The 21,929-nt window shown below is 30.0% G+C and carries 22 protein-coding genes and 1 pseudogene; 9 read left to right on the forward strand and 14 right to left on the reverse strand.

Features of this window, described 5'->3' with window-relative positions; genetic code table 11:
* The first annotated feature begins 93 nt into the window (after positions 1-93).
* From cmeA to cmeC, 3 genes are read left to right on the forward strand one after another with little or no spacing between them, the layout of a single operon-like run.
* Complete coding sequence (gene cmeA, locus ELQ11_RS02920) at positions 94-1,197, forward strand: multidrug efflux RND transporter periplasmic adaptor subunit CmeA (RefSeq protein WP_072223975.1); 1,104 nt, start codon at positions 94-96, stop codon at positions 1,195-1,197.
* Positions 1,197-4,319, forward strand: a complete 3,123-nt coding sequence (cmeB, locus tag ELQ11_RS02925) for a multidrug efflux RND transporter permease subunit CmeB (RefSeq protein WP_126264456.1) — start codon at positions 1,197-1,199, stop codon at positions 4,317-4,319. The genes cmeA and cmeB overlap by 1 nt, the downstream gene beginning before the upstream one ends.
* A complete protein-coding gene (cmeC, locus tag ELQ11_RS02930) occupies positions 4,312-5,790 on the forward strand; it encodes a multidrug efflux transporter outer membrane subunit CmeC (RefSeq protein ID WP_002861129.1) in 1,479 nt (492 codons plus the stop codon). Before cmeB ends, cmeC begins: the two co-directional genes overlap by 8 nt.
* Positions 5,791-5,812: 22 nt before the next feature.
* Here cmeC and cmeU read toward each other — a convergent pair whose 3' ends face one another.
* On the reverse strand, positions 5,813-6,064 hold the full coding sequence (gene cmeU / locus ELQ11_RS02935; protein ID WP_002861128.1) for a CmeU family protein: 252 nt from the start codon (positions 6,062-6,064) through the stop codon (positions 5,813-5,815).
* A gap of 127 nt (positions 6,065-6,191) precedes the next feature.
* Between cmeU and ELQ11_RS02940 the strand changes: the two genes are divergently transcribed.
* A complete protein-coding gene (locus tag ELQ11_RS02940) occupies positions 6,192-7,538 on the forward strand; it encodes a coproporphyrinogen III oxidase family protein (RefSeq protein ID WP_002861127.1) in 1,347 nt (448 codons plus the stop codon).
* Here ELQ11_RS02940 and hemJ read toward each other — a convergent pair.
* The 4 genes from hemJ to ELQ11_RS02960 form a co-directional block, all read right to left on the reverse strand.
* Positions 7,535-7,987, reverse strand: a complete 453-nt coding sequence (gene hemJ / locus ELQ11_RS02945) for a protoporphyrinogen oxidase HemJ (RefSeq protein WP_002861126.1) — start codon at positions 7,985-7,987, stop codon at positions 7,535-7,537. The two genes, ELQ11_RS02940 and hemJ, sit on opposite strands and share 4 nt — an antisense overlap.
* A complete protein-coding gene (lspA, locus tag ELQ11_RS02950) occupies positions 7,971-8,441 on the reverse strand; it encodes a signal peptidase II (protein ID WP_052858530.1) in 471 nt (156 codons plus the stop codon). The genes hemJ and lspA overlap by 17 nt, the downstream gene beginning before the upstream one ends.
* A complete protein-coding gene (gene glmM, locus ELQ11_RS02955) occupies positions 8,434-9,771 on the reverse strand; it encodes a phosphoglucosamine mutase (RefSeq protein ID WP_134225138.1) in 1,338 nt (445 codons plus the stop codon). Before glmM ends, lspA begins: the two co-directional genes overlap by 8 nt.
* Before the next feature lie 93 nt (positions 9,772-9,864).
* Positions 9,865-10,890, reverse strand: coding sequence for a cytochrome-c peroxidase (locus tag ELQ11_RS02960; RefSeq protein WP_002870765.1), 1,026 nt, complete (start codon positions 10,888-10,890; stop codon positions 9,865-9,867).
* Between the two features lie 199 nt (positions 10,891-11,089).
* Here ELQ11_RS02960 and plsY point away from each other — a divergent pair, with 199 nt between their 5' ends.
* The 5 genes from plsY (at position 11,090) to ELQ11_RS02985 (ending at position 14,568) form a co-directional block, all read left to right on the forward strand.
* A complete protein-coding gene (gene plsY, locus ELQ11_RS02965; RefSeq protein WP_070252428.1) occupies positions 11,090-11,698 on the forward strand; it encodes a glycerol-3-phosphate 1-O-acyltransferase PlsY in 609 nt (202 codons plus the stop codon).
* On the forward strand, positions 11,683-12,000 hold the full coding sequence (locus ELQ11_RS02970; RefSeq protein ID WP_002857609.1) for a dihydroneopterin aldolase: 318 nt from the start codon (positions 11,683-11,685) through the stop codon (positions 11,998-12,000). Before plsY ends, ELQ11_RS02970 begins: the two co-directional genes overlap by 16 nt.
* 78 nt (positions 12,001-12,078) lie before the next feature.
* Positions 12,079-12,750, forward strand: coding sequence for a homeostatic response regulator transcription factor HsrA (gene hsrA / locus ELQ11_RS02975; protein WP_002857553.1), 672 nt, complete (start codon positions 12,079-12,081; stop codon positions 12,748-12,750).
* Positions 12,751-12,862: 112 nt separating this feature from the next.
* A complete protein-coding gene (locus tag ELQ11_RS02980; protein WP_002854647.1) occupies positions 12,863-13,108 on the forward strand; it encodes a YfhL family 4Fe-4S dicluster ferredoxin in 246 nt (81 codons plus the stop codon).
* Entirely contained in the window at positions 13,108-14,568 is a 1,461-nt protein-coding gene (locus ELQ11_RS02985; protein WP_126233526.1) for a Ppx/GppA phosphatase family protein, read from the forward strand. The genes ELQ11_RS02980 and ELQ11_RS02985 overlap by 1 nt, the downstream gene beginning before the upstream one ends.
* Here the strand turns inward: ELQ11_RS02985 and ELQ11_RS02990 are convergent.
* The 9 genes and pseudogenes from ELQ11_RS02990 to ELQ11_RS03030 all read right to left on the reverse strand — a co-directional run bounded on the left by ELQ11_RS02990 (position 14,565) and on the right by ELQ11_RS03030 (position 21,811).
* Positions 14,565-15,362 (reverse strand): hypothetical protein, encoded by a 798-nt coding sequence (locus tag ELQ11_RS02990; RefSeq protein WP_126233527.1) that lies wholly within the window; start codon positions 15,360-15,362, stop codon positions 14,565-14,567. The two genes, ELQ11_RS02985 and ELQ11_RS02990, sit on opposite strands and share 4 nt — an antisense overlap.
* Complete coding sequence (gene fliN / locus ELQ11_RS02995) at positions 15,363-15,671, reverse strand: flagellar motor switch protein FliN (RefSeq protein ID WP_002824739.1); 309 nt, start codon at positions 15,669-15,671, stop codon at positions 15,363-15,365. It lies immediately after the preceding gene.
* Complete coding sequence (locus ELQ11_RS03000; RefSeq protein ID WP_002854524.1) at positions 15,671-16,093, reverse strand: chemotaxis protein CheX; 423 nt, start codon at positions 16,091-16,093, stop codon at positions 15,671-15,673. Before ELQ11_RS03000 ends, fliN begins: the two co-directional genes overlap by 1 nt.
* 70 nt (positions 16,094-16,163) lie before the next feature.
* On the reverse strand, positions 16,164-16,913 hold the full coding sequence (trpA, locus tag ELQ11_RS03005) for a tryptophan synthase subunit alpha (RefSeq protein ID WP_002861119.1): 750 nt from the start codon (positions 16,911-16,913) through the stop codon (positions 16,164-16,166).
* Positions 16,906-18,084, reverse strand: coding sequence for a tryptophan synthase subunit beta (gene trpB, locus ELQ11_RS03010; protein ID WP_134225139.1), 1,179 nt, complete (start codon positions 18,082-18,084; stop codon positions 16,906-16,908). Before trpB ends, trpA begins: the two co-directional genes overlap by 8 nt.
* Positions 18,081-18,680, reverse strand: a complete 600-nt coding sequence (locus ELQ11_RS03015) for an N-(5'-phosphoribosyl)anthranilate isomerase (protein ID WP_002861117.1) — start codon at positions 18,678-18,680, stop codon at positions 18,081-18,083. The genes trpB and ELQ11_RS03015 overlap by 4 nt, the downstream gene beginning before the upstream one ends.
* Entirely contained in the window at positions 18,667-20,268 is a 1,602-nt protein-coding gene (gene trpD / locus ELQ11_RS03020) for an anthranilate phosphoribosyltransferase (RefSeq protein ID WP_126264458.1), read from the reverse strand. The genes ELQ11_RS03015 and trpD overlap by 14 nt, the downstream gene beginning before the upstream one ends.
* On the reverse strand, positions 20,265-21,515 hold the full coding sequence (locus tag ELQ11_RS03025; RefSeq protein WP_126264459.1) for an anthranilate synthase component I family protein: 1,251 nt from the start codon (positions 21,513-21,515) through the stop codon (positions 20,265-20,267). The genes trpD and ELQ11_RS03025 overlap by 4 nt, the downstream gene beginning before the upstream one ends.
* 169 nt (positions 21,516-21,684) lie before the next feature.
* Positions 21,685-21,811, reverse strand: a pseudogene (locus ELQ11_RS03030) (hypothetical protein).
* Positions 21,812-21,929 lie beyond the last annotated feature (118 nt).

Below are 21,929 nucleotides of genomic sequence, written 5' to 3' on the forward strand. Positions count from 1 at the left end.
AAATAATTTTATTAACCAAAATTAAGATATAATTAGCCAAAAATTTTTGTAATAAATATTACAATTTTTAATTTAATTTTTCAAGGCAAAACCATGAAATTATTTCAAAACAATACTATTTTAGCTTTAAGTGTTGTGCTTTTACTCACTGCTTGTAGCAAAGAAGAAGCACCAAAAATACAAATGCCGCCTCAACCTGTAACAACAATGAGTGCTAAATCTGAAGATTTGCCACTTAGTTTTACTTATCCTGCTAAACTTGTCAGTGATTATGATGTTGTTATAAAACCTCAAGTTAGTGGCGTAATAGTAAATAAACTTTTTAAAGCTGGAGATAAGGTAAAAAAAGGACAGACATTATTTATTGTAGAGCAAAATAAATTTAAAGCTAGTGTTGATTCAGCTTACGGACAAGCTTTAATGGCTAAGGCAACTTTCGAAAATGCAAGCAAGGATTTTAATCGTTCCAAGGCTCTTTTTAGCAAAAATGCAATCTCTCAAAAAGAATACGACTCTTCTCTTGCTACATTTAATAATGCAAAAGCTAATATAACAACTGCTAGAGCACAACTTGCAAATGCAAAAATTGATCTAGATCATACCGAAATAAAAGCTCCTTTTGATGGTACTATAGGAGATGCTTTAGTTAATATAGGGGATTATGTAAGTGCTTCAACAACTGAACTAGTTAGAGTTACAAATTTAAATCCTATTTACGCAGATTTCTTTATTTCAGATACAGATAAACTAAATTTAGTCCGCAATACTCAAAGTGGAAAATGGGATTTAGACAGCATTCATGCAAATTTAAATCTTAATGGAGAAACCGTTCAAGGCAAACTTTATTTTATTGATTCCGTTATAGATGCTAATAGTGGAACAGTAAAAGCCAAAGCTGTATTTGATAACAACAACTCAACACTTTTACCAGGTGCTTTTGTAACAATTACTTCAGAAGGTTTTATACAAAAAAATGGCTTTAAAGTACCTCAAATAGCTATTAAACAAGATCAAAATGATGTTTATGTTCTTCTTGTTAAAAATGGAAAAGTAGAAAAATCTTCTGTACATATAAGCTACCAAAACAATGAATACGCTGTCATTGACAAAGGATTGCAAAATGGCGATAAAATCATTTTAGATAACTTTAAAAAAATTCAAGTTGGTAGCGAAGTTAAAGAAATTGGAGCACAATAATGTTTTCTAAATTTTTTATCGAAAGACCTGTTTTTGCTTCAGTTGTTGCAATTATCATTTCTTTAGCTGGAGTCATCGGTCTTACAAATTTACCCATAGAACAATATCCTTCTTTAACTCCTCCTACAGTTAAGGTAAGCGCAACTTACACAGGAGCTGATGCACAAACCATTGCTTCAACAGTTGCAAGTCCTATCGAAGATGCAATCAATGGTGCAGATAATATGATTTATATGGATTCAACTTCAAGTTCTTCAGGAACTATGAGTTTGACTGTTTATTTTGATATCGGCACAGATCCTGATCAAGCCACCATAGATGTTAATAATAGAATTTCAGCTGCAACCGCAAAAATGCCAGATGCAGTTAAAAAACTTGGAGTAACTGTTAGAAAAACTTCTTCAGCAACACTTGCTGCAATTTCTATGTATTCAAATGATGGTTCAATGAGTGCGGTGGATGTATACAACTACATCGCTTTAAATGTTTTAGATGAGTTAAAAAGGGTTCCGGGAGTTGGAGATGCAAACGCCATAGGAAATCGTAATTATTCTTTAAGAATTTGGCTAAAACCTGATTTATTAAATAAATTTAAAATCACAGCTACTGATGTAATTTCTGCGGTTAATGACCAAAATGCTCAATACGCAACTGGTAAAATTGGAGAAGAGCCCGTAACTCAAAAATCCCCTTATGTTTATTCAATCACTATGCAAGGAAGACTACAAAATCCTAGCGAATTTGAAAATATTATTTTAAGAACAAATGATGATGGATCATTTTTAAGACTTAAAGATATAGCTGATGTAGAAATAGGATCACAACAATACAGCTCACAAGGACGATTAAATGGCAATGATGCAGTTCCGATTATAATCAATCTTCAATCAGGGGCAAACGCATTGCATACAGCAGAACTTGTCCAGGCTAAAATGCAAGAACTTTCAAAAAATTTCCCAAAAGGTTTGACATATAAAATTCCTTACGATACAACAAAATTTGTAATAGAATCAATCAAAGAAGTTGTTAAAACTTTTGTTGAAGCTTTAATTTTAGTTATCATTGTTATGTATATGTTCTTAAAAAATTTCCGTGCAACCCTTATTCCTATGATAGCTGTACCTGTTTCATTGTTAGGAACTTTTGCTGGACTTTATGTTTTAGGTTTTAGTATTAACCTACTTACGCTTTTTGCTTTGGTTTTAGCTATAGGGATTGTTGTAGATGATGCGATCATAGTTGTAGAAAATATCGATAGGATTTTACATGAAAATGAACAAATAAGCGTAAAAGATGCTGCCATTCAAGCGATGCAAGAAGTTAGCTCTCCGGTTATTTCAATTGTTCTTGTACTTTGTGCTGTTTTTATACCCGTTTCTTTTATATCAGGTTTTGTTGGAGAAATTCAAAGACAATTTGCCCTTACCTTAGCAATATCTGTAGCCATATCAGGTTTTGTTGCTCTTACTTTAACACCTTCTTTATGTGCACTCTTTTTACGACGTAATGAAGGAGAGCCATTTAAATTTGTAAAGAAATTTAATGATTTTTTTGATTGGAGTACTTCTGTATTTAGCACAGGAGTAGCATATATTTTAAAAAGAACCATTCGCTTTGTTTTAATTTTTTGTATTATGCTTGGGGCAATTTTTTATCTTTATAAAGCTGTACCAAGCTCTTTAGTTCCTGAAGAAGATCAAGGTTTGATGATTGGCATTATTAATCTTCCTTCGGCTTCAGCACTTCATAGAACAATCTCAGAAGTTGATCATATAAGTCAAGAAGTTTTAAAAACTAATGGAGTTAAAGATGCAATGGCTATGATAGGATTTGATCTTTTTACAAGTTCACTCAAAGAAAATGCCGCTGCAATGTTTATAGGCTTGAAAGATTGGAAAGATAGAAATGTGAGTGCTGATGAAATCGCCATGGAGCTTAATAAAAAATTTGCTTTTGATCGCAATGCTTCAAGTATATTTATAGGCCTACCTCCTATACCTGGATTAAGCATCACAGGTGGTTTTGAAATGTATGTTCAAAACAAAAGTGGAAAAAGTTATGATGAAATACAAAAAGATGTAAATAAACTTGTTGCTGTAGCCAACCAAAGAAAAGAACTATCAAGAGTAAGAACAACCCTTGATACAACTTTCCCTCAATACAAGCTTATAATTGATAGAGATAAATTAAAACACTACAATCTTAACATGCAAGATGTTTTTAACACAATGAATGCAACTATAGGCACTTATTATGTTAATGATTTTTCTATGTTAGGCAAAAACTTCCAAGTAAATATCCGTGCAAAAGGTGATTTTAGAAATACACAAGATGCATTAAAAAATATTTTTGTAAGATCAAACGATGGAAAAATGATACCACTTGATTCTTTCTTAACTTTACAAAGAAGTTCAGGGCCTGATGATGTAAAACGATTCAACCTTTTCCCAGCGGCACAAGTTCAAGGTCAACCCGCACCAGGTTATACTTCAGGTCAAGCTATAGAAGCGATTGCTCAAGTAGCAAAAGAAACTTTAGGGGATGATTATTCCATAGCTTGGAGTGGATCAGCCTATCAAGAAGTTTCTAGCAAAGGAACAGCAAGCTATGCTTTTGCTTTAGGGATGATATTTGTCTTCTTAATTCTAGCTGCCCAATATGAAAGATGGCTTATACCTTTAGCAGTTGTAACAGCTGTGCCTTTTGCGGTATTTGGATCATTTTTATTGGTATATTTAAGAGGATTTAGCAATGATATATATTTTCAAACAGGACTTTTGCTCTTGATTGGACTTTCAGCTAAAAATGCTATCTTGATCGTAGAATTTGCAATGGAAGAGCGCTTTAAAAAAGGCAAAGGAGTTTTTGAAGCAGCTGTTGCAGCAGCAAAACTTCGTTTTCGTCCTATCATAATGACTTCTTTGGCATTTACTTTTGGGGTCTTGCCAATGATTTTCGCAACAGGAGCAGGAAGTGCTTCAAGACACTCTTTAGGAACAGGGCTTATTGGTGGAATGATCGCAGCATCAACTTTAGCGATATTCTTTGTGCCTTTATTTTTCTATCTTTTAGAAAATTTTAATGAATGGCTAGATAAAAAAAGAGGTAAGGTTCATGAATAAAATAATTTCAATTAGCGCTATAGCAAGTTTTACTCTTTTGATTTCAGCTTGCTCTTTAAGTCCAAATTTAAATATTCCCGAAGCAAACTATAGCATTGATAATAAGTTTGGAGCCTTATCCTGGGAAAAAGAAAACAATAGCTCTATCACAAAAAATTGGTGGAAAGATTTTGATGATGAAAATTTAAATAAAGTGGTTGATTTAGCACTTAAAAATAATAATGATTTAAAACTTGCCTTCATACACATGGAACAAGCTGCTGCTCAATTAGGCATAGATTTTAGCAGTTTGTTGCCAAAATTTGATGGTAGCGCAAGCGGTAATCGTGCAAAAACAGCTATAAATGCTCCAAGCAATCGAACCGGGGAGGTAAGTTACGGTAATGATTTTAAAATGGGGCTTAATTTAAGCTATGAAATCGATCTTTGGGGAAAATATCGCGATACATATCGCGCCTCAAAATCAGGCTTTAAAGCAAGTGAGTATGATTATGAAGCTGCAAGACTTTCTGTTATTTCAAATACGGTTCAAACTTATTTTAATCTTGTAAATGCTTATGAAAATGAAAATGCTCTTAAAGAAGCCTATGAATCTGCAAAAGAAATTTATAGGATTAATGATGAAAAATTTCAAGTTGGCGCTGTAGGTGAATATGAACTTGCTCAAGCAAGAGCCAACTTAGAAAGTATGGCTTTGCAATATAATGAAGCAAAATTAAATAAAGAAAATTACCTTAAAGCTTTAAAAATTTTAACTTCAAATGATTTAAATGACATACTTTACAAAAATCAAAACTATCAAGTTTTTAATCTTAAAGAATTTGACATTCCAACTGGAATTTCAAGTACCATCTTGCTTCAACGTCCAGATATTGGCTCCTCTTTAGAAAAATTAACTCAGCAAAATTATCTTGTTGGAGTAGCTCGCACGGCTTTCTTACCTAGCCTTTCTTTAACAGGATTATTGGGATTTGAAAGTGGGGATTTAGATACCTTGGTTAAAGGAGGTTCTAAGACTTGGAATATAGGTGGAAACTTTACTCTGCCTATTTTTCATTGGGGTGAAATTTACCAAAATGTAAATTTAGCTAAGCTTAATAAAGATGAAGCTTTTGTAAATTATCAAAATACTTTGATTACTGCTTTTGGAGAAATTCGCTATGCTTTAGTAGCTAGAAAAACTATACGCTTACAATACGATAATGCACAAGCAAGCGAACAATCTTACAAAAGAATCTATGAAATTGCTAAAGAACGCTATGATATAGGAGAAATGTCTTTGCAAGATTATTTAGAGTCACGTCAAAATTGGCTTAATGCTGCGGTTGCTTTTAATAATACTAAATATTCTTATGCTAATTCCATAGTAGATGTAATCAAAGCATTTGGTGGAGGATTTGAGCAAAGCGAAGATACAGGCAAAAATATAAAAGAAGAATCAAAAAATTTAGATATGTCTTTTAGAGAATAGTTTATTCTATTCTCTAAATAAATTAAAAATCTTTGTCTAAATCTGCATCTGTAATTTCATAAGCCTTGTAAATAGCAGGCAATAATTTTCTTATAGCATAATCAAAATGATAAAATTGCCTATATACCTCTTCTGGATTTAAATTTTTAGCATTCTTAAAATCAAATACTTCAGTATTATTGATTTTGGCAATATTTTCATCAAAATAAGAGTAAAACTCTGCTCTTTGTTTAAACAAAGCATTTAAATTTTGAACAATTTTGGCTTTATCCATTTTATATCCTTTTTAAATAATTTAAAAACTTAATCCCATTTTTTATTTAAGAAATAAAAAATTTACTCCTATTTTAGCTAAAAATTGATAAAGTTATATCTTAAATATTTTAATATATAGGCCACTTATGAATTTATTTCAAAATTTAGCTTTAAAATACTCTCATACTATGATGGAAAAATCCCTCCAAAAAGGTTTCAATGTCGAACTTTTAAAACAACCCGAAGAAAAAATTCCAAAACAAGACAAAAGCTATATGCTTTATGCCCATGTACCTTTTTGCCATACTTTTTGTCCTTATTGTAGCTTTCATAAATATTATTATGATGAAAATTTAGCCAAAGTGTATTTTCAAAATCTTAGAGAAGAAATTAAAATCATGAAAGATAAAGGTTTTGATTTTACTTCCATGTATGTGGGTGGTGGTACAACACTGATTAACGAAGAGGAATTATTAAAAACCTTAGAACTTTGTAAAAAATTATTTAATATAAAAGAAATTTCATGCGAAAGTGATCCAAATCATATTGATCCAAATAAGCTTTTTATGTTTAAAGGTATAATTGATCGTTTAAGTTGCGGAATTCAAAGTTTTGATGATGAAACTTTAAAAAAAGTGGCAAGATATAATAAATTTGGTTCATCTAAAGAACTTCAAGAAAAAATTTCAAAAGCTTTAGGAATTTTACCTATTTTTAGTATAGATCTTATTTTCAATCTTCCAGGACAAAGCGAAAAACAACTTTTAAATGACTTAGGAATTGCTAAAAATTTAGCCCCGCAACAAATCACAACCTATCCTTTAATGAAATCAAATCTTACCAAAGATAATATCGCTAAAAGTCTAGGAGTGAGCATTAAAGATAATGAATTTACTTATTATCAAATCATACGCGAATTTTTTAAAGACTATACCCAAAACAATGGTTGGAGTTTTTCTTTAGAAAAAAACAAGCTTAATGACGAATATGTCAGTTCTCATCATGAATACCTAGGAGTGGGCAGTGGGGCTTTTAGCTTTTTAGATGGGGAGCTTTTAATCAATGCATTTAATCTAAATGATTATGCTAAATTTATACAAGAAAAACAAAATGCTAATATAGCCAAAGCTTGTTTTGATAAGAAAGAAATTATCAAATATGTCTTTTTAACTGAAATTTTTTCAGGGAAAATAGAAATTGATAAATTTAATAAAACTCTAAATTGCAATCTCGAAAAAGAACTTTTCATAGAACTTTTAGGGCTTAAAACAAGTGGTGCCATCATAAAAGATCAAAATGCTTTAATCGCAACTGAATTTGGTCAATATCTTTTTGTGGTTTTAATGAAAGATTTTTACACAGGAATGGATCTTGTGCGTGCAGTATTTAGAGATGATAAGCGTCTTAAAAATAAAGATTATATCGATATCATGAAAGAAAATATTGATCCGCTTAACTCCGCTAGTATGGAATTTAAAGCGGAGACAAACTAAAAGGGGCGAACAACCATCATTAAAGCGATAATAATAAACATTATAGTTGGGAATTCATTATAAATTCTAAAATATTTCCCACTTTTAGCAGAAGTATCATTTGCTAAAGCTTTTAAACAATAATAATTATGTATATGGAAAATAATCAAAAGTGTAACACAGGTAAGTTTAACATGCATAAAACCCGAACCTACCATTAAAACTTCCTTATGAGCATGCAACATTAAACTTCCTGTGATTAAAGTCACAATCATTGCAGGAGTTTGTATATAAAAATAAAGTTTTCTTTCTTGAATTTTTACAATCTCGACAAAACCTTTATTGTCTTTATGTTCAGCATGATACACAAAAAGACGAGGTAAATAAAAAAGACCCGCCATCCAAGAAACAAATGCCAAATAATGCACCCATTTAATCCAAAAATAATAATCATTAATCCATTCTGTCATCTTTTTTCCTTTTTTTAAATATTTCTTGTATTAAAATCAAAGCCACACTTATATTTATCATGACATCTGCAACATTAAAAATAGCAAAATTAAACCATTTATGCCAAAAAAACATATCCACTACACCTCCATGTATAAAACGATCCAATAAATTTGAAACACCAGCACCAAGCATCATTCCAAAAGCTATACTATGGGTTTTTAAAAGTGTTTTTTGCCAAAAAAGATAAATAAAAAGCACGCCAATTAAAACAAGATGTAAATATTTTAAATTATGTTCTAAAAAACTCAACATTGAAAAAGCTACGCCTGTATTTAGAGCATAAGTTAAATCTAAGTATTCACTCTGCCATCTAAGTCCTGCTAAAGTTAAGGATTTTACCCATTGATCAAGAGTAAAAACCAAAACAAAGGCACCCCAAAAATAAAAAATAAATTTAAAAGTTTTAGCCATTTAAAGCTTTCTTAAAAAACTCCACAACATTTTTCATTTCTTTTTCTAAGAGCTTAATATCTTTAGCTTCTAGCAAAAGTCTTATCAAATTTTCTGTTCCAGAATAGCGAAATAAGGTATTAATATTTTTATTTTCTAAATCTTTTTTTAATTCTTTTAAACCTTTAATTTTATCTAAATCTTTTTTTTCTGCAATTTTAAGATTGATTAAAAGCTGAGGATAAGGTTTGACTTGACTCAAAATAGAGCTTGCAGATTTTTTCTTAGAAAGCATTAAAGCGCTAAATTGCAAAGCAGCTATCAAACCATCTCCAGTTTTTGCATAATCGCTAAAAATAATATGTCCGCTTTGCTCTCCGCCAAAATTTCCACCATTAGCTTTTAATTTTTCAAGCACATATTTATCGCCCACATTACAAGTATCAAGTTCTATGCCATGTTTATTTAAAAACTCTTTTAAAGCACCATTACTCATTATAGTAGCCACAACACTTGATTGTAATTTACCTTGTTCTTTAAGATAAAGCGCTAAAACCCCTAATAAACTATCTCCATTAGCCACTTCTCCTTTTTCATCTACAACCACCAAACGATCTGCATCACCATCAAAAGCAAAGCCCACATCTGCACGCAAACGCTTTACCTCAGCAGCTAAATTTGCAGGATGTAAAGCTCCACAATTTTCATTGATATTAAGTCCATTAGGTTTATCGCTCATTACTATAACTTCAGCACCTAATTCCTTAAAAACAGTAGGTGCTACCTTATAAGCTGCCCCATGAGCCACATCTAAAACCACACGCAAAGACTTTAAAGTAAGATCTTTTGGAAAAGAATTTTTAATAGAAACAATATACCTTCCTATAACATCATCAATTCTTTTTGCTTGACCAATTTTTTCCATATCCACCTTAGAGGCTTGTATAAGCTTATCATCAAAATAAATTTCTTCTATTCTTTTCTCTATATCTTCACTGAGTTTATTTCCATGAGCATCAAAAAATTTAATACCATTATCATAATAAGGATTGTGAGAAGCTGAAATCATAATCCCTGCATCACAACGCATATCTTCAGTTAAGAATGCAATCGCAGGAGTTGGCATAGGACCAATTTGTATAACATTATATCCTATAGAAGTAAGCCCTGAAACAATAGCATTTTCTATCATATAGCCGCTTCTTCTTGTATCTTTTCCTACTAAGATATTATTAGTAATACTTTTATCTTTAAAATAAATACCCGCAGCCATTGCTAAACGCATAGCCAAAAAACTATCTAAAAATTCACCCGCTTTTCCACGAACTCCATCGGTTCCAAAAAGTTTCATTGCAAACCTTTCTAGCAAAATTTAAAGACAATTATAACAAAGCTAAGATAAAGAAATTTAAACAAGCTCTAAAAATAGAGCTTGTTTGGAACCTTATAGTTCAGGTTTAGGAGTTTTTTCAGTAGAAATAGGAAGTTGTGGATAAACAATTGCTGGTTTTGTTCCTGTTAAAGATTTTAAGAAAGTTTCAATACTTTTTGCTTCTTTATCAGAAATTTTAATGCCAAGTTGCACACTACCCATTTCCTTAATAGCATCTTTTAGATTCCAAATAGCGCCATTATGAAAATATGGAGCAGTTTCAGCAACATTTCTTAAAGTTGGAGTTTTTACCATGCCATTTGCATCACCTTTAAAATCACCTAAATTTGCAAATTTATATTTACCAGCAACTTCAAACGCTTGCATATTGCCACCTAAATTCACACCATTATGACAAGCTACACAACCCTTGTCTATAAAAAGCTTTAAGCCTTTTTGTTCTTCTTTTGTTAAAGCTTTTTCATCGCCTTCTAAAAATTTATCAAAACGAGATGGAGTGATCAAAGTTCTTTCAAAATTTGCAATTGCATCAGCAATATTGTCAAAATTTACACCGCTTTTACCATAGATTTTTTTAAACTCACTAACGTATTCAGGCAAAGATGAAATTTTTTCTACTGCAAGTTTAGCAGGAGTTGCCATTTCAGGATCAGCTTGGATTGGACCTTTAGCTTGATCGGCTAATGTTCCTGCACGACCATCCCAAAATTGAGTATTATTTAAAACTGCATTATAAACTGTTGGTGAATTTAAATGATGAGGATTTGCTGTCCATTTATGACCTATTGCAGTACTGACTCCATCTGTTCCACCAAGTCCTACATTATGACAGGTATTACAAGAAATGATACCACTTTTTGAAAGGCGTGGTTCAAAATAAAGCTTTTTACCAAGCTCTGCTTTTTCAAGAGTAAATTCACTAGCCTTTACTCCATTTTGTTTTAAAATTTCATCAACGCCTTTTTGATCTTTTGGTAAGGCAACAAGACCTGAATTTTTAGCTTCATCTATAAGACTTGCAGCATTTAAGCTTGAAAAAGCAACTAAGGATGCGATTAGCAATGATTTTACTTTCATTTACAAACTCCTATTAAAGATAAATTAAAATAAAATAATAATCATTTAGAGCTTAAATAAAAATAAATATTATTAAAAAATATTTATAATTAATTAATACTATTTTTATCTTAAAAATTATTTTTTGTTTATTTATTTTCATAAGATATAATTTTTAGTTATAAATCTTAAAATTTTAAGATGATTTGAAAAGGATATTATGGAAAATTTAATAATTTACGCTTTTATATATCTTTTAGGTTCAATCCCTTTTGGGCTAATCCTAGCTAAATTTTTTGCTAAAACTGATATCAAAAAAGAAGGTTCAAAAAGTATAGGGGCAACCAATGTTTTAAGAGTAGTAAAAGAAAAAAATCCCAAACTAGCAAAAAAACTTGCCATTGCTACAATAATTTTAGATTTTGCAAAAGCAGCTATTCCTTTACTAATCTTAAAATTTCTTCATTATGATCAAGCTTTGCTTTGGAGCGTGGCAGTTTTGGCTATTTTTGGACACTGTTTTTCAATTTACTTGTTATTTGAAGGAGGGAAAGGCATAGCAACAGGAGCAGGTGCTATGATAGTTTTGCTTCCATTGGAAGTGCTTACAGCATTTATTGTGTGGGCAGTTATTGGAAAAATTTTCAAAATATCTTCGCTAGCTTCTTTAGCAGCGTTACTTGCTTTTGTTGCAAGTTCTTTTATATTTAATTATGACTTAGAAATTCATACACATGCACCCGTTTTCATTATCGCTTTTATTATAGTATATAAACATCTACCTAATATTAAAAGATTGATTTTTAAAGAAGAATGCAAAGTCATATAAAAATAAAATTTCACTTTAAGTGTATCATCGGTATATTAGATTTCGAAAGAAGGAAAAAACAAAAAATTATTATCAAGCTTAAAGCTAAAGCAAATGAATTTTTAAATTATGCAGAGGTAATTACCAAAATTAAAAAATGGTATAAAAAAGAAGAATTTTACACCCTTGAAGAGTCTTTAGACTTTGTAAGCTTAAATTTAAAAAAAGATTTTCCTAATTTAACCAATCTTAACATAAAAATTTTCAAACCCCATATAATAAAAAATGCTACAGTTGGGGTTAAATTGAAAAAAAAATATTAATTTTTTTTTAAAGATATCTAAACATTTACTTAAACTATGATATAATTCTTTAAATTTTTCTTAATAAGGATAGAACAAATGAGAATTTTAGTTATAGAAGATGAGATTAGCCTAAATAAAACAATTATAGACAATCTTAATGAATTTGGTTATCAAACCGATTCTTCTGAAAATTTTAAAGATGGAGAATACTTTATCGGCATTAGACATTATGATTTAGTTTTAGCAAACTGGACTTTACCTGATGGAGATGGAGCTGAACTTGTTAACACTATTAAGCATAAATCTCCAAGAACTTCAGTTATGATTATGTCTTCAAAAACAGACAAAGAAACAGAAATCAAAGCTTTGAAAGCTGGAGCTGATGATTTTGTTAAAAAACCTTTAGATTTTGATATTCTACTCGCAAGAATTGAAGCAAGACTAAGACTTGGCGGAACCAATGTTATTAAAATTGAAGACTTAGTTATTGATCCAGATGAGGAAAAAATTACTTATAAAGGTCAAGATATAGAACTTAAAGGAAAACCTTTTGAAGTTTTAACGCACTTAGCAAGACATTCGGATCAAATTGTATCCAAAGAACAACTTTTAGATGCTATCTGGGAAGAACCTGAGTTAGTAACTCCAAATGTTATCGAAGTAGCTATCAATCAAATTCGTCAAAAAATGGATAAACCGTTAAACATATCTACCATAGAAACAGTTCGTCGTAGAGGATACCGTTTCTGCTTCCCTAAAAAATCTTAACAATTTTGCACCTTCGGTGCAAAAAATTTATCTTTATTTCTATTTTTATATTTTATTTAAGTTTTGTTATTGTATAAACTAAAATTATTTTTTAAATTTTTGAAAGGTTATGATGTCTCTTTTAATTACAAAAGACTGCGTATGTTGTGATGCTTGCAGAGAAGAATGTCCTGATGAAGCTATTTATGAAAATAGTCCAATTTATGTAATAGACCCTGATCTTTGTTCAGAGTGCGTTAATGATTTTTCAGAGCCTGCCTGTATTGTTGCTTGCCCATATGAATGTATCATTCCTGATCCTGATAATGTAGAAACTATAGAAGAATTAAAACTCAAACATAGAGATAGAGAATTTTAATGGCAAAAAAAACAGCCGTTGTTGATCTTGGCTCAAACTCCATTAGAATGGTGATTTTTGAAAAAACTTCTAGATATGGTTTTTATACAACTTGCGAATACAAACGCAAAGTAAGACTTGGAGAAAATGCTTATAATAATGGCAAAATTCTCCAAGAAGAAGCCATGCAAAGAGCCGAAGATGCCTTAGCTTTTTTCAAACAATGTGCTTTAAAGCATAAGTGCAAAAAAATATTTATAGTAGGCACATCGGCCTTAAGAGATGCCCCAAATTCAAAAAATTTCATTAAAAGAATCAAAGATAATCTGTCTTTAAATATACGCTGTATAGATGGAAAAAGCGAAAGTTACTTAGGTGGTCTTGCGGCTTTAAATTTATTAAGTCCTTTTAAGGATGGAACCACTTTAGACATAGGTGGTGGTTCTAGTGAATTGTGTTTAATAAAAAATAATAGAATTATTTCTTGTATATCTCTTGATATTGGCACTGTTAGGCTAAAAGAATTGTTCTATGATACTGGAAAAATGGATTCTTTAGAAGAATTTATAAAACCAATTTTAGAACAAATTCCTAAAGAATTTTGCAATCAAAACCTTATTGCAATAGGTGGAAGCTTAAGAGCAATATCTAATTCCATTATGCAAAAAAATTCCTATCCACTGAAAAATTTACATGATTTTCGCTATATGCTAGATGAAGAAAAAGGACATATTTTAAAAATTTTTAATTCACACTTAGACTCTTTAATCAATTTTGGCATAAAAAAGGATCGTTTTGATACCATTAAAGAGGGTATATTTATTTTTTTAAAGATTGCGGAAAAAATAAAAGCCAAACAAGTTATCACGAGTGGGGTTGGAATCAGAGAAGGAGTTTATTTACAAGATTTGCTTCGTCCTAAAATCACTTTTCCACCAAATTTCAATCCCAGTTTAAAATGTTTACAAGATAAATTTTTACAATCAAAACAAAAAAATAAAACTCCACATTTTGCTCTGCAAATTTTTACAACCCTTAAAAATCTTCATAAACTTAACGATAACTATAAGCATACTTTACTAAATGCTGCTAAATTATGCCATATTGGAGAATATTTAAATTTCTATTTTGCTAATGAACACTCTGCTCATTTTGTACTAGGTGGATTAAATTATGGATTTTCACATAAAGAAAAAGCTTTAATTGCTAGCATTATTAAGCTTAATGGAAAAAAAGTTAATCCTTATAATCTTGAACCCTATAAACAACTTTTACCCAATATTCATACCATTTCATGGCTTAATTTTATTTTGTGCCTAGCTAAAACTTTAAGCACAAATGAAGATAAGATTGATTTTGCTTTTGCAAACAATACTCTTTATATATATCAAGAAAACAAAATTCTTAATTTACCCAAAGATGAGCTCAAAAAAATTGCAAAACCAGCTACCATAGCATTAGCAATCAATCAAAAAATTTAAGATTTTTTACCTTTTTGACGCTGCTCTATAAGATTTTGAATTCTTTTTTTATTCTCTTCAAAAAAAGAATCAAAATTTTTCTCTGTTTTTTCTGTATGTTTTATTGTTTGTTCCTCTGGAATTTCAACACTTTCTAAAAGCACATTGGAATTACCTATTATCATTGTATAACGTTTATTAGCGTGATCAAAAACAACAAGTTGATTATTTTTATCTAAAAATCTTTGGAAAATCATAGTAAAATCTCTAGAAACATTGTTATTTTTATAAACCATAGTCTTTTTAAACCACCAAAGCACTATTAACAAAATAACTAAAATCAGCATTACCAAGATATAATTCGTATAATCATACCCTTCTAAACTTGTACTTTTTGGTTTAGGCATTAATTCTTGAGAATTATTCGCAGTAGTTGTAGGTACAGATTCGATATTTGCTTTCCCTTGCTCTATAGCTCGTATTCTTACTCCAAATTTATCATTGATAGAGCTAAGTTCTAAATTAATATTTTGTTTATTTTGTAGCATAATATAGGTATTATTATTTTTAGAACTAATACTAATTTTATCTACAAGTTGAGAGTTAAGTTCTTTTAATTCATCTTTAGAATACGTTAAATCACTAAAAGTTAAAAGAGTTAAATTTTTTTCTTTTTTTTGAGAAATCTTGCCATTATAAGTATTATCAAAAGAAAGCATTAAATCTACTCGGTCATTTCTATCGTAGATATTATAACCAATCAACTCAACACTATATAAAGGTAAAATTAAAAAAAATAATACTAGCAATCTCATTTAAATTTCTTTTTTAAAGTATTGAAGCACAGTCTTAGAATCCAAAATTTCATTAATTCTTATAGCGAGATTTTTTTCATAAACCATAACCTCGCCTTTGCCAAAAATTCTTTTATTGATATAAAGCTCAACGCTTTCTCCAGCAGGCTTTTCAAGATCAATAACCGAGCCTACTTCAAGTTTTAAAAGCTCCGCTACACTCATATTTGTAGTTCCAAGCTCGCTTACAAAATCTACTGTAATATCTAAGATATCTTCATAAGATTGTAAAAGCCCATGATGAATATTAAACTCTATATCATCGCTCATTATTTGCAATATCCTATTCTAAAATAACAATTTTCAAATTTATAAGTTAAAGCTTCATCTAGAACTATTTCAGAAAAATCAACTTTTCCTAAATATTCCGGAATTCCGAGTTTATACTCGTCATCACCCTTGGCATCATTTAACAAATTTTTAGCATAACCTATAATCTGATTGGCGCATTCTTTAGTTAAATCGCACCAGTCATCTTCTTTAAATTTTTCATCATTAATTAAAATTTCTGCAATTTTTTTTAAAAATTCTTTTGGAAAAAATAAATAAAAATTACATTCTCCTTCGCTTTTGCCCATGATAGGAATACTCGCTCCATAAAGTTCACCGCTTATATCTTGAGCTGCTTCAATGCGAAGTCTTAAGATATGCTCGCAAAAATGAGTGATGGAATACTCAAGAATTTTTAACATAGCTACCACCTTTATAAAAAACTTAATTTAAAATTATAGTAAATATAAAATAAAAATATGTTTTAAAATTTTATTTTTTGAAAATTTCTTCAATATCTTTCATTATTATATCCAAATTTCCTTGTTTAAAACACTTTACTATGCTAGTTCCCACAATCACTCCATCAGCAACTTTTCTCATTCTTTTTACATCTTGATTATTTTGAATGCCAAAACCTACAAAAATAGGCAAATTTGTAAAAAATCTGATTTCTTTTACTTTATCTTGCAAGATTGCTTCTTCGACACTTTTCGTACCTGTAATACCTATGCTTGCTAATAAATAAATAAAACCTTTAGCATGTTTTACTAATTTTTTAACCCTTTCTTTAGGGGTTGTAACGCTTACAAGTGTGATTAAAGCTATATTATATCTTTCACACTCTTTAATTAAATCATCACTTTCTTCAAAACTCAATTCAGGCACAATCAAAGCACAAATCCCTAAAGATTTTGCTTTTTTCACAAATTTTTCCAAGCCATAAGAAAAAATTAAATTATAATAAACCATAAAAACCAAAGCTTTTTTAGTTTTTATCCTAGCTAAAAGCTCAAAAACACTATGAATATCCACGCCTTGATTAAGAGCTATTTTTGCCGCATCTGCAATAATCTCACCATCGGCAATAGGATCACTATAAGCAACACCAAGTTCTAAAATATCAATAGGGCTTTGATCTAATCTTTGCAAAAAAGCTTCGCTTGTTTGAAGATTTGGATAACCTAAAACCGTATAAGCCACATTTGCATTTTCTTTATAAAATTTTCTAAAATCAACCATAAATCACCCCTTTTTTATAATCTCTAATCATTTGCATATCTTTATCTCCCCTGCCTGAAAGATTTACTACTATCACGCTTTTCTTTTTTAAAGTTGGACAAAGTTTTTCTAAAAACGCTAAAGCATGCGAACTTTCAATCGCTGCAATAATACCTTCTTCTTTGCAAAGTAATTTTAAAGCTTGCATACATTCTTCATCACTTATAGCATGATATTGTGCTCTTTTACTTTCAAATAAAAAAGCATGCAAAGGCCCAATTCCTGGATAATCAAGCCCTGCAGAAACACTATGTATAGGCAAGATATTGCCTAAATCATCTTGTAAAACCTTGGTTTTCATACCGTGAATAATGCCTGTTTTTCCCTTATTTAAAGTCGCTGCATGATAAGGCGTATCAATGCCAAGCCCCCCTGCTTCAATACCTATAAGTTTAACATTTTCATCTTTGATAAAATCATAAAAAATCCCAGCTGCATTGCTTCCACCCCCAACAGCTGCGATAATATAATCTACTTTTTTTTTGAGTTTTTGAAGTTGCATTTTGCATTCTTTTCCTATAATGCTTTGAAAATGGGTTACCATTTTAGGATAAGGATAAGGACCTACCGCACTTCCAACCACATAAAAAATATTTTTAATATCTCCAACCCAAGCTTGAATAGCTGCAGTAGTAGCTTCTTTTAGAGTTTTAAGCCCACTTTGTACTGCATGAATTTTAGCACCCAAAAGCTCCATTTTATAAACATTTAAAGCCTGTCTTTGCACATCGGTTGCCCCCATATAAATTTCACATTCAAGTCCTAAAAGTGCTGCTGCAGTGGCTGTTGCAAGCCCGTGTTGACCTGCTCCTGTTTCTGCTATGATTTTTTTCTTTCCCATTTTTTTTGCTAAAAGGGCTTGAGCGATAGCATTATTGATTTTATGTGCTCCAGTATGATTTAAATCCTCGCGTTTTAAATAAATTTCATGCTGATATTTTTTGCTTAAATTTCTAGCAAAATAAAGCGGAGTAGGACGCCCCACATAAGTTTTTAAAAGATCGTTTAATTCTTTTTTAAAGAGTTTATCTTTAGAAAATTTCAAAAAAGCACTTTCTAGCTCATTTAAAGCAAACATTGCACTTTCAGGCAAAAACTGCCCACCAAAATCCCCATAATACGCTTTTTTCATTTTTTCAGCTCCTTTAAAATTTGTTTTATTTTGTTGATATCTTTTAAGCCTTTTTCATCTTCAAGTTTTGAATTAAGATCTAAAATTTTAGCTCCTGTTTTTACAGCCTTATGAATATTATCCAAACCTATGCCTCCAGCTAATGCAAAATCTTTAGTATAAGAACTTAATAAAGTCCAATTAAAACTTATTCCATTACCGCCCTTTAAAATTCCCTTAGCATCAAAAAGCACTAAATCAGCAAAAATTTCACTTTTTAAATCTAAACTATTTTCCACACTTATCACCTGCCAAACAAAAACATTTTGCACCTTTAAAATTTTAAATTCTTCTTTGGTAATAGTGCGATAAATTTGCATCCCATCAAGCTTAACTTCTTTAATACATCTTAAAATTTGTTCCAAATTTTCATCTACAAAAACACCAACAACTTTTTTATCTTTCTCATGAAAAATTGCACTTAAATTTCTTGCTTGATTTAAACTCACTCTTCTTGGACTTTTAGCAAAAATAAGTCCAAAAAAATCAATATTTAAAAAAGCTAAATCTTTAGCATTTTTTTCATCTTTAATGCCACAAATTTTAAGCTTTAGCATAAGCTTGATACTCCTTAAAATACTCTATAACTTTACCTGAATAAATGACTTCTAAAATCATATCTTTAGCCACTAAAGGCGAACTTGCTTTATTGGCTGTATAAAGTGCAAACATAGCATTTAAAACTACTAAATCAAATTTTGCCCCTTGCATTTTACCACTTAAAATATCTTTTAAATCCTTAGCGTTTTCATATGCACTAGACCCTATGATTTCACTATGAAAAGCTCTTTTAAAACCAAATTGTTCAGGACAGATAGAATACTCTAAAATTTCTCCTTCACAAAGCTCATAAATTTTACTTTCATCGCAAATACTAAGCTCATCCATACCATCATTTCCTCTTACCACTAAAGCTTTTTTGCGTCCTAAATTTTTTAAAACCTCTATCAAAAGCCTATGCACAGGTGCGTGATAATTTCCCATAAGTTGATATTTTAACTTTAAATTAGGGTGCAATAAAGGACCTAAAACATTAAAAACCGTTCTTACTCCAAGCCTTGATCTAATCTCTTTAAGTTCTCCTACTAAAGGATGGAAAAATGGAGCATGTAAAAAACTAAGCCCTTGATTGTTTAGTTGTTTTAAAGCTAATTCTAAAGTATTTGGAGTAGGTATATTTAAAGCTTCTAACACATCTGTACTTCCACTAGAACTTGAAATGGCACGATTTCCGTGTTTGGCTACTTTTACTCCTAAAGCTGCTAAAATAAAAGCACTAGTCGTAGAAACATTGATACTTTTAAAACCATCTCCACCCGTTCCACAAATATCAATCATCTCACTCTCATCACTAAAAGTTTGAGAATATCTTAAAATTTGTCTTACAAAAGCACTTAAAGATTTTTCGTTTAAAGACTTTTCCGTGATTAAAATCAACAAAGCCACCACTTGCAAAATTTCATAATCTTTAGACATAATAATCTTACAAATTTGCTCAAAATCATCGCTTTGTAAAAAATGATTTTCACTCATTTTTTGCAAATAAAAACTTAAAGGATTTTCTTGTTTTTGTGATTTTTTTATATCTTGTTTTAAAAAATTAGAAAAAAGCTGTAAGCCATATTCACTAAAATAGCTTTCAGGATGAAATTGCACACCATAATAAGGTAAATTTTTATGTCCCAAAGCCATAATCACACCCTTTTCATCAAGGGCTAAAATTTCAAGCTCATCACTAAGCTGTTTAACCTCTAAAGAATGATAACGCATCACGCTAAAATTTGAAGGCAAATTAGAAAATAATTCATTTTCCTTGCATTGTTTTATCAAAGAATTTTTTGCATGCATAGGCTCTTGCATCTTAACCACTAAAGAATCAAAAGCTAAAGCTAAAGCTTGATGTCCTAAACAAATGCCCAAAACAGGGATATTAAGCCTTGCTTTAAAAATTTCAAGACAAATCCCACTTTGACTTGGATGCTTTGGACCAGGACTTAAAATAATATGAGTAGGATTTAAATTTTTAATTTCACTCAGAGAAATTTCATCATTTCTTCTTACTAAAATTTCATCATTGCTGAGTTGTTCTAACATGCTTTTAACATTAAAAACAAAAGAATCATAATTATCAATTAAAAGTATCATTGATTTTCCTTTTTTAATTTTTCAAAAGCTACCAAAAGTGCCTTGCGTTTAGCACAAATTTCTGCATATTCTTTTTGACTCTCACTTTGCAAAACAATACCCGCCCCACTTGCCAAATAAGCCTTATCTTGAGTAAAAAAAGCGCAACGGATTAAAATCGCTAAAGTTATATCTTCATTGAAATTTAAAAATCCTACCGCACCACCATAAACTCCACGATCACAATCTTCAAGCTCACTAATGATCTCTAAAGCTCTTATTTTAGGAGCTCCACTTAAAGTTCCCGCTGGAAAAACTGCTTCAATCGCATCGAAAATACTCGCATCTTCTTTCATATTGGCATACACTTCACTCACTATATGCATTACAAATTTATTTTTAATAATAGAAAAAAGATTTTCCACTCTTGTTTGAGTGCCAAATTTAGAAGCATCATTTCTTGCTAAATCTACAAGCATCTTATGTTCACTAAGTTCTTTTTCATCACTTAAAAGATTTTTTTCTAAAGCCAAAAGATCGCAGTTATTTTCCAAATTTCTAGTTCCAGCAATAGGGGCTAAATAAATCTCTCTTTTTTTAATTTTTAATAAAAACTCTGGAGAAGAACCCAAAACAACACCATATTTACTTGGAAAATAAAACATATAAGCGCTTGGATTTAAAACACTTAAACTCTCATAATAATCAAAAGCATTTACTTGATGCTTGATACAAAGTTGCTTACTTAAGACCACTTGAAAAATATCTCCACTTAAAAGATATTCTTTAGCTTTTTCACATATTTTTAAAAAATCATTTTTTTCATCTTCTAAAGAGTTTAAAATTTCAAAATCATTTTTTTGTTTCTTTTTCATTGGTTCAATATCATCTTTTAAATATTCAAAATATTTTGAAGCACCAAATTTAAAAAACATTTTGCTATTTTTCTCATAAATCAAATAAGCTTTAGCATTGGCAAATAAAAATAAAGGAAAATCATAATTTTTCTTAGAAGAAAGTGGAATTTTTTCAAACAAAGATACAAAATTCGCACTAAAAACTCCAAAAAATCCAGCAAAGTCGCAAATTTTATTCTTACTTAAAGCTTCATAATATTTTGCCTTAAACTCGCTAAATGATAATTCATTAGCATCTAAATAATCACAATCAATCCCTATAATTACCTTAGTCAAATCCTCTGCAAAATAAGAATTTTCAAATTTTTCAAGGATTTGTCTGTAATAAAAATTTACATTTTTAACAAACATAATAGGCCTTTTTTAAAAAAATAAAATAAATAAAAATAATACTAAAGAAAAAATTTAGATAAAAAGAAGTTTAGAAACGCCAAGAGCGAAGAGTGTGTGTAAGTTTTAAAATCAAAGAATTACCAAAAAAATCATTTTCACTCATCTTTTACCTTTCTTATAAAATATTTCAAAAATTAAGACTTTTATGAAAATTTTTAAAGTCTAAGTTAATTTTAATCAATAAATATAAATTTTGCTTTAAATTTAAAATAAATATTATAAAATCTTTAATATTTTATAATATTTTGAAACATTTTTACAATGCTTAAAATTACCAAAAAAATATTCTATTTTTATAAAAAACTAAGATAATACTTAGCTTAGTAAGATAAAATTATTCCGTATTTGAAATATTTAATATTTTTTAGGAAA

Source organism: Campylobacter sp. US50a, from assembly GCF_004379015.1.
In the GTDB taxonomy this organism is placed as follows: domain Bacteria; phylum Campylobacterota; class Campylobacteria; order Campylobacterales; family Campylobacteraceae; genus Campylobacter_D; species Campylobacter_D jejuni.